Genomic DNA, 5042 nt, shown 5'->3' on the forward strand with positions numbered 1-5042 from the left:
CACGTCAGGTTGTCTGTTTTCGGGCTCTCACGCGAAATTCGTTCCCGAAGTTTGCGAAACCGCCCGGCGAGCTCCGGACCACTGAGACGCCTCTGCGGATCGCCCGCCACCGCCCGCGAAGGCTTCAACTCGGCCACCGGTTTGCCGTGACGCGTTATGACAATTGTTTCTCCGCCGCGCTCAACATCGGCGACAAGAGCCGAGAGGTGCGTCTTGGCTTCCAGCAATCCGACTTCGCGCACGCCGCCACTCCAATTCTGACCATTGTGGTCAGATTAGCACGACTTGGCTTACCGAAACAGCTCGCGTGCCGTGATCACCCGCATGATCTCGTTGGTGCCCTCCAGAATTTGGTGGACGCGCAGGTCGCGGACGATGCGCTCCAGCGGGTAGTCGCGCAGGTAGCCGTAGCCGCCGTGCAGCTGCAGGGCCTGATTGGCGACCTCGAACCCGGTGTCGGTGGCCAGCCGCTTGGCCATGGCGCAGTACTGGGTGGCCTTCGGATCTCGGTTATCCAGGGCGTGGGCGGCGCGGCGCACCATCAACCGGGCGGCGTCCAGCTCGGTGGCCATGTCGGCGAGGCGCCACTGCAGGCCCTGGAAATCCTTCAGAGGATTGCCGAACTGCTTGCGAGTCTCCAGGTGCGCCTTGGCGGTGTCCAGGGCCAGGCCCGCACCACCCAGGGAGCATGACGCGATGTTGATGCGGCCGCCATCGAGGCCGGCCATGGCGAAGCCGAAGCCCTCCCCCTCCTGGCCAATGCGGTTGGCCGCCGGCGCACGGCAGTCGTCGAGGTTGACCTGGGCGGTAGGCTGGGAATTCCAGCCCATCTTCCGCTCCTGCGCCCCGAAGGAGAGACCGGGCGTCCCCTTTTCCACCACGAAGGCCGATATGCCCTTGGGACCTGGCCCGCCGGTCCGCGCCATCACCACATAGATGTCCGAGACCCCGGCGCCGGAGATGAAGGCCTTCGACCCGTTGAGGACATAGGCGTCGCCGTCCTTCCTCGCGGAGGTGACCAGCGCCGCGGCGTCGGAGCCGGAGCCCGGCTCGGTGAGGCAGTAGCTGGCGATCAGCTGCATGGTGGTCAGGCGCGGCAGGTAGCGCTGGCGCAGATCCTCGGAGCCGAACCGGTCGATCATCCACGAGGCCATGTTGTGGATCGAGATGAAGGCAGCGGTGGAGACGTCACCGTAGGAGAGCTGCTCGAAGACGATAGAGGCGTCCAGACGACCCAGCGCCGAGCCGCCCACGTCCTCGCGCACATAGAGACCGGCGAAGCCCAGTTGGGCGGCCTTGCGGAGCACATCTACCGGGAAGTGCTTGTCCTCGTCCCAGCGGGCGGAGTGGGGCGCCAACTCCGCCGCGGCGAACGCCCGGGCGGCGTCCTCGATGGCGCGCTGGTCGTCGGTGAGGTTGAAGTCCATGCTCGCAACTGGCTCCGTGGCGGCGGCCTGTCAATCGGCTAGCCTTGCGCAGCCGACCGCGAAGGTTCAAAGCGCCGCCAATGACCCACCCGCCCCTCGCCGCCTACCCTGCCCTGCGCCTGCGCCGCCTGCGCCAGGCCGACTGGGTCCGCCGCATGGTCCGCGAGACCGTGCTGACGCCGGCCGACCTGATCTGGTCGATGGTGGTGCACGAGGGCGAAGGCCAGGTCCCGGTCGCCTCCATGCCCGGCGTCAGCCGCCTGTCGGTGAAGGACGCCGCGGCCGCGGCCAGGGAGGCCCGCGCCCTGGGCATCCCCGCCATCGCCGTCTTCCCGCACATCGACGGCGCCAAGAAGGACGCCGCGGGCTCCATGGCCCACGACCCCAACGGCCTCATCGCCACGGCGGTGAAGGCCATGAAGGACGCCGCGCCCGAGGTGGGGATCATGTGCGACGTGGCGCTCGACCCGTTCACCGACCACGGCCACGACGGGCTGATCGAGAACGGCCACATCCTCAACGACGCCACCATTGAGCAGCTGGTCTCGCAGGGGCTGATGCAGGCGAAGGCGGGCTGCGACATCCTCGCGCCGTCCGACATGATGGACGGCCGCTGCGGGGCGCTGCGCCAGGCGCTGGAGGCTGAGGGCCTGACCGACGTGATGATCATGTCCTACGCGGCCAAGTACGCCTCGGCCTTCTACGGCCCCTACCGCGACGCCATCGGCTCGGGGAAGCTGGGCTCAGGCTCGGTGGACAACCCCGCCGACAAGAAGACCTACCAGATGGACGCCGCCAACTCCGACGAGGCGCTGCGCGAAGTGGCCCTGGATATCGCCGAGGGCGCCGACATGGTGATGGTCAAGCCGGGCATGCCCTACCTCGATATCGTCCGCCGCGTCGTCGACGCCTTCTCGATGCCGACCTTCGCGTTCCAGGTGTCTGGTGAGTACGCCATGCTGATGGCGGCGGGCCAGAACGGCTGGCTGGACGAGGAGCGGGCGATACTGGAGAGCCTGGGCGCCTTCAAGCGCGCCGGCGCCGCCGGCGTGATCACCTATTTCGCGCCCCGGGCGGCGCGGATGCTGGGGGCTTAGGGGCGTCATCCCTCCCCTGAAGAGGAGGGATGTGCTTCTAGGTCGTGAAGTAGGTGCTCTCGCCCTCGATACCGGGCAGTTGGATCATGCGCGCGAACTTCATGCCTATCTTCTCCAGCACCGCCATGGAGGCCCTGTTCTCCGGGGTGGTGATGGCCGTCAGCTTCTCGATTCCCAGGGTCCCGCAGGCGTGGCGCAGGACGGCGGCGGCGGCTTCCTGGGCGAGACCGCGGCCCCAGGCGCGTTCGACGAAAGCGTAGCCGATGTCCGGGTCATCGAGGCCCTCGCGCCTGACCAGCCCGGCCAGTCCCACCGGCTGGCCGGTGTCCTTCTCCCAGGTCAGCCACATGCCGAAGCCGTTGGCCTCGTAGCTGCCGACGATCCGCTCGGCGATGTAGGCGCGGGCCTGGCCCAGGGTGCGGACGCCGCGGTCGGCGATGTTCTCGATGAAGCCCCGTTCGTTGAGGAGCTCCAGCACGAAGGGCGCGTCGCTCTCGGTGGCTTCACGCAGGGCCAGCCGGTCGGTCTCCAGGATCGGACGGCCGCTCACGCCGGCCGCTCCAGGCGCGCCACCAGGCTGGAGGTGTCCCAGCGCCGCCCGCCCATGGCCTGCACCTCGGCGTAGAAGCCGTCCACCAGTGCGGTCATGTCGAGCGCTGCGCCATTGCGGCCCGCCTCGTCCAGCACCAGGCCAAGGTCCTTGCGCATCCAGTGCACGGCGAAGCCGAAGTCGAACTTGCCCTGCGCCATCGTCGCCCAGCGGTTGTCCATCTGCCAGGACTGGGCCGCGCCCTTGGAGACCGCCTCATAGACCGCCTGGGGGTCCAGCCCCGCACGGCGGGCGAAGTGCAGGCCCTCGGCCAGGCCCTGGACCACGCCGGCGATGCAGATCTGGTTGACCATCTTGGCGAGTTGGCCCGAACCTGGCCCGCCCATCAGCCGCGTGGCCTTGGCGTAGGCCCCGATCACCGGCTCTGCGCGAACGAAGGCCGCCGGATCGCCGCCGCACATGATGGTCAGGCGCCCCGCCTCCGCGCCGGCCTGGCCGCCGGACACCGGCGCATCGACGAAGGCCCGGCCGCCGGCCGCCATCAGCTCCGCCATCTCCCGAGCCACCACCGCGGAGGTGGTGGTGTGGTCAACCACGATCCCACCGGGGGCCAGGCCGGCCAGGGCCTCGCCCACCACCTGGCGCACGTCATCGTCATTGCCGACGCAGAGGACCAGCAGTTCGGCGCCCGACGCAACCTGCGCGGCGGTCCGGGCCATCGCCCCGCCATGGGTCTCCACCCAGCGGCTGGCCTTGTCCGGACTGCGGTTGAACACCGTCACCGCATGGCCGGCGCGGGCCAGGTGTCCCGCCATGGGGAAACCCATTACGCCCAGGCCCGCGAACGCCACTTTCATGCCGCAACTCTCCCGAAGTCCCCGACCGCAACTGCATCTTAACGAGAGGTCGCGCACCTTGCCCCCCGTAACAGGCTTAATCGGGGTGAACCATGTCGGTGGGCGACCAGCCGATCGTCATCAAGCGGATCAAGAAGGTGGCCGCCGGCCACCATGGCGGCGCGTGGAAAGTCGCCTACGCCGACTTCGTGACCGCGATGATGGCCTTCTTCCTCCTGATGTGGCTGATCAACACCACCTCGCCCGAGCAGAAGCGCGGCATCGCCGACTATTTCGCCCCGGCCAGCGTCTCGGAGACCACCTCCGGCTCCGGCGGCATCCTGGGCGGCACAGCGCTCGGCGACGACGGCGCCAAGTCCAACGGCGCCATGGCGGTGATCGAGGAGCTGTCCCCCGAATCACGCAACCCCGACCAGGGCAAGAGCACTGAGGCGTCGAAGTCCGAGTCCGCCGAGGAAGCTGCCGCCCGGGCCAAGCGCGAGGCCGCTGCTTTCGCCTCCGCCGCCCAGTCCCTGCGCCAGGCGCTGCAGGACATGCCAGAACTGGCCGAGCTTTCGAAGAACATCATTATCGACCAGACGCCCGAGGGTCTGCGCATCCAGCTGGTCGATCAGGAAGGCCGCTCGATGTTCAACCAGGGTTCGGCCCAGCCCAACGACCGCGCCAAGCTGCTGCTGCGGGCGATCGCCAAGATCATCAACCAGCTGCCCAACCGGATCAGCGTCTATGGCCACACCAACGCCAACGTCGGCGGCGGCAAGGCCGAGGGCGACTGGACCCTGTCGGCGGGCCGCGCGGATGCGTCGCGGCGGGTCCTGCAGGGCGCGGGCGTCGACGCCGACCGGGTCTACCAGGTGTCCGGCAAGGCCACCTCCGAACCCCTCTATCCCGACGATCCCGCCCTGCCCGGCAACCGCCGGATCGCCATCGTTCTGCTGCGCGAAGCGCCGGTCCTGCCGCCCGATCCCGGGCTCTAGCTCAAGCGTCTTGCGCCAGGCTCCGCCATGACGCCTAATCGCATCCGGCGCAGTGGTTCGAAAGCGATCGCAAGTCAGTGACGCAGCATTTCCCGACACGACAGCTCAGGTTCTTCCTGACGGCGCCGTCGCCC

6 protein-coding genes are annotated in these 5042 nt (G+C 68.7%); 2 read left to right on the forward strand and 4 right to left on the reverse strand.

Features of this window, described 5'->3' with window-relative positions; translation table 11 throughout:
• On the reverse strand, positions 1-242 hold a 242-nt coding region (locus ACLL81_RS01260; protein WP_411286531.1), incomplete at its 3' end, for a type II toxin-antitoxin system Phd/YefM family antitoxin.
• 48 nt (positions 243-290) lie between these two features.
• A complete protein-coding gene (locus ACLL81_RS01265) occupies positions 291-1427 on the reverse strand; it encodes an isobutyryl-CoA dehydrogenase (RefSeq protein WP_411286532.1) in 1137 nt (378 codons plus the stop codon).
• Between the two features lie 80 nt (positions 1428-1507).
• Here ACLL81_RS01265 and hemB point away from each other — a divergent pair, with 80 nt between their 5' ends.
• Positions 1508-2524, forward strand: a complete 1017-nt coding sequence (hemB, locus tag ACLL81_RS01270) for a porphobilinogen synthase (protein WP_411286533.1) — start codon at positions 1508-1510, stop codon at positions 2522-2524.
• A gap of 37 nt (positions 2525-2561) precedes the next feature.
• Here hemB and ACLL81_RS01275 read toward each other — a convergent pair whose 3' ends face one another.
• Entirely contained in the window at positions 2562-3074 is a 513-nt protein-coding gene (locus tag ACLL81_RS01275; RefSeq protein ID WP_411286534.1) for a GNAT family N-acetyltransferase, read from the reverse strand.
• Positions 3071-3931 (reverse strand): NAD(P)-dependent oxidoreductase, encoded by an 861-nt coding sequence (locus ACLL81_RS01280; protein ID WP_411286535.1) that lies wholly within the window; start codon positions 3929-3931, stop codon positions 3071-3073. The genes ACLL81_RS01275 and ACLL81_RS01280 overlap by 4 nt, the downstream gene beginning before the upstream one ends.
• A gap of 92 nt (positions 3932-4023) precedes the next feature.
• On the opposite strand from ACLL81_RS01280, the gene ACLL81_RS01285 reads away from it, so the two are divergent.
• Positions 4024-4908, forward strand: a complete 885-nt coding sequence (locus ACLL81_RS01285) for a flagellar motor protein MotB (protein ID WP_411286536.1) — start codon at positions 4024-4026, stop codon at positions 4906-4908.
• The last annotated feature ends 134 nt before the right edge of the window (positions 4909-5042 follow it).

This window comes from Phenylobacterium sp. (assembly GCF_046590535.1).
In the GTDB taxonomy this organism is placed as follows: Bacteria; Pseudomonadota; Alphaproteobacteria; order Caulobacterales; family Caulobacteraceae; genus Phenylobacterium.

Coding starts and splice junctions, on each gene's coding strand:
- hemB (WP_411286533.1), top strand. CDS start 1,508: ATGACCCACCCGCCCCTCGCCGCCTACCCTGCCCTGCGCCTGCGCCGC.
- ACLL81_RS01265 (WP_411286532.1), bottom strand. CDS start 1,427: ATGGACTTCAACCTCACCGACGACCAGCGCGCCATCGAGGACGCCGCC.
- ACLL81_RS01280 (WP_411286535.1), bottom strand. CDS start 3,931: ATGAAAGTGGCGTTCGCGGGCCTGGGCGTAATGGGTTTCCCCATGGCG.
- ACLL81_RS01285 (WP_411286536.1), top strand. CDS start 4,024: ATGTCGGTGGGCGACCAGCCGATCGTCATCAAGCGGATCAAGAAGGTG.